The 3309-nt window shown below is 67.3% G+C and carries 1 protein-coding gene and 1 pseudogene; both read left to right on the forward strand.

Annotated elements, in window-relative coordinates; all coding sequences use genetic code 11:
• Nucleotides 1–570: pseudogene (locus AB4Y84_RS17005) on the forward strand (substrate-binding domain-containing protein); the annotation flags it as partial.
• 200 nt (nt 571–770) lie between these two features.
• Nucleotides 771–3309, forward strand: a 2539-nt coding sequence (locus tag AB4Y84_RS17010; protein WP_442250503.1) for a two-partner secretion domain-containing protein, incomplete at its 3' end; no start/stop codon positions are given.

Here is a 3309-nt window from a genome sequence, read left to right on the forward strand (position 1 = left end):
GATCTGTACAAGCGTGATGCCAACAACAACCTGCCGGCTTTCCTTGTGGCCGCGCCGGCCACCGGTGGCACCTCGCTGTACAACGCCGTGTACGCGCAGGCCGGTCGCATCGGCTATGTGGGTCCGGACGTGATCCCGAGCCTGACCGATGCCACCAAGGTTGCAAAGGTCAAGGGCTTCTCGCCGGACCAGGTGAGCGTGCAGGCCACCCTGGAAACCGTCGCGCCGCCGACCGGCACCGCTGCCGAGAACCCGGCCAACTGGGTGCCGGTGTTCGGCAATCCGTCGGCTGGCTATCCGATCGCCGGCTACACCAACCTGGTCATCGGCCAGTGCTACAAGGATTCGACCGTCGCCAACAGCCTGCGTGGCTTCCTGATGCGCCACTACGCCACTGACTACACCGCCACCCCGGCGCTGGTGGCCCATGCCAAGGCGATCACTGACCACGGTTTCATCCCGCTGACCAAGGCTTGGCGCGATGCGATCCGCAACCGCTTCGTGCTCGCCGGCAACGCCGCTGGCCTGAACAACCCGAGCACCTGCGCTGGCATCGGCCGTCCGCTGTAATCGCGCCCGTTGGTTGCAATCTGTGTTGACCGACGCCGGCCCCTTGGGCCGGCGTCTCCTTTTCGGCGACGGTGCGGGCCGGTGCAGCGCATTGCTGTCGGCTTCATGTCACGTGAACCGTCTATCAGTGGCAGGGCATGCGTTGCGCGTGCCTCCCGATCGCTGCCGCAGCTGCGGCCCACCAGGTTGATGAGGTTCCGATGTCGCTCCCGCACACGTCCGCTGTTCATTCGGCCGCGCCGATGCGCCGCAACCACCCGATGGCCTGGGCCATCGCGGTGGCATTGGGAACCCTGGCTGCCCCCGCCAGCCATGCGCAACAGGCATTCAGCCCGGGCTGGTTCGCCGACCGCGGCGCGGCGCAGGGTGCGGCCGCACAGAGCGGGCGCATGCCCAATGGCGTGCCCATCCAGTTCCAGTTGCCCGCGCAGCAGCAGGACGCCGCGCGGCAGAAGCTGCAGCAGTCGATCGACAACCTGGGCACCGCGGCGCAGGCGATCGCCCTGCAGCAACGCATGCAGGAACAGGCCCGGCAGGCGCGTCGCGAGGCCGGCTTCGTGGTGGCCGATGGATTGGGCAAGGATGGACTGAAGGTCGATGAGAACCCCCTGACGCGCGGCTGGGTGAATGCGCGCGAGGCGATCCAGTCGCAGGGCAGCGATGGCCGCGTACAGGTCAGCATCGAGCAGACTGCGGACCAGGCGATCCTGAACTGGGAAACCTTCAACATCGGTGGCAACACCACCCTGAACTTCCTGCAGAACCCCGACTGGGCGGTGTTGAACCGGGTCAACGACCCCAACGCGCGGCCCAGCCAGATCCTGGGCCAGCTGAAGGCCAACGGCACGGTGTTCGTTGCCAACCGCAACGGCGTGGTGTTCGGCAACAACAGCCAGGTCAACGTCCGCAACCTGGTTGCTGCTGCTGCACGCATCAGCGACGCGCAGTTCCGTGACAACGGCCTGTACAGCGCCGACACGAGCACCTCGGCCCTCACCGATGCAGTGGGCAAGGTCATGGTTGAACGTGGCGCGCGCATCACCACGCATGAACCAACCAGCGCAACGCGTGGCGGCGGCTATGTGTTGCTGGCCGGCCACAGTGTGGAGAACGCTGGCCAGATCGAGACGCGCAAGGGCCAGGTCCAGCTGGCGGCCGGCGACAGCTTCGTGATCCGCCGTGGCGTGGGTACTGCGGCCAATACCGCTTCGACCACACGCGGCAACGAAATCGCGCCGCGCCTGGTCAACGACAGTAGCGCCGGCAGCGTCCGCAATACTGGCCTGCTGCTGGCCCGCGAGGGCGACATCACCCTGGCCGGACGCAGCGTCGAGCAGGCAGGTGTGGCCGTGGCCAGCACCACGCTGGGCCAACGCGGCACCGTGCACCTGCTGGCCTCGGCCAGTGACACCCGGGCCAAGGTCACCTTGGCCGAAGGCTCGACCACAGCGGTGCTGATCGAAGACGATGGCAAGGCCAGCGCACTGGATACCCAGCGCGATGCACTGCTGAAGGAGTCGGCCGAACAGGATGCGCTTCGTGCAGCGTCGCGGACGACGACCTTCGACAATCTGTCCCTGCACAGCGATCGGCGCGACCAGTCGCGGGTGGAGATCGTTTCCGGGGGCGACATCCATTTCCAGGGCAACTCGCTGACGGTGGCTACCGGCGGCCAGGTGATCGCCGATGCCGGTCGCCGCAGCCAGCTGGACAACGGCGCGCGTGTGGATGTCTCCGGCGCGGTAGGTGTGCATGTGGCTATGGAAAGCAACAACGTACAGGTCAAGGTGCAGGGCAATGAACTGCGCGATTCGCCCGACAACCGCGACAGCGGCAAGCTGACCAGCAGCGAAGTATGGATCGACCGCCGGCAGCTGATCCACGTGCCGGCGGGCACCGGCGGCCACGAAGGCGATCGCTGGTATGCCGCCGGGGGCCTGCTGGAGGTGGGCGGCTATCTGGACAACCAGGGCCACTCCATCAGCGAATGGGCTGCGCAGGGCGGCACCGTGTTGCTGGGCGGCAGCGAGGTGGTCGCGGCCGCGGGCTCGCGGATCAATCTGGCAGGCGGCAGTCTGGATGTGCAGAGCGGGGCGATACAGCAGAGCTGGTTGCGCGGCATCGATGGGCAGGTATACCGGCTGGACGACGCGCCGGCGGAGATGCTGTTCGATGGTCTGTACAAGGGCTACGAGGTGAAGCAGGAGCGCTGGGGTGTCACCGAGGCGTTCCGCAATCCCATCGTTTTCGCTGCGCAGCGGACTGACAACGGCTACACCGTCGGCCGCGATGCCGGGCGCCTTGTAGTGTCCGCGCCGACTGCGGTGCTGGACGGCCAGGTGGAGACCACCACCTTCCAGGGCGCGCAGCAGGGGCGACGGCCGGATGCTGCGCTGGAAGGCTATGCGCAGGCGCAGACGGCGGTGGCTCGCAACGCGGGGCTGTATCTGGGGCGCTATGACGCCCAGGGTCGCAACGGCGTGTTCGATTCGGACGTGCATGTGCGCGGCGCGACGACAGGGACAGCGACAGCGGGTGTGTCGCTGCAGTCGCCGATCGTCAGTGAGCGGCGCAATACGGTCTGGCTGGATGCCGGACTGGTCAACGCGCAGCAGTGGGGCTCCATGGACCTCGCCAGCGCAGGCAGCGTCGCGGTCGATGCACCGCTGGCGCTGCAGGCGGGCGGCGCACTCAACCTGATCGGCAGCACGGTGAACGTGGCCGGTGACATCCGTATTG

The sequence above is a fragment of the Stenotrophomonas sp. 2YAF22 genome (assembly GCF_052114665.1).
Classification (GTDB): Bacteria; Pseudomonadota; Gammaproteobacteria; order Xanthomonadales; family Xanthomonadaceae; genus Stenotrophomonas; species Stenotrophomonas indicatrix.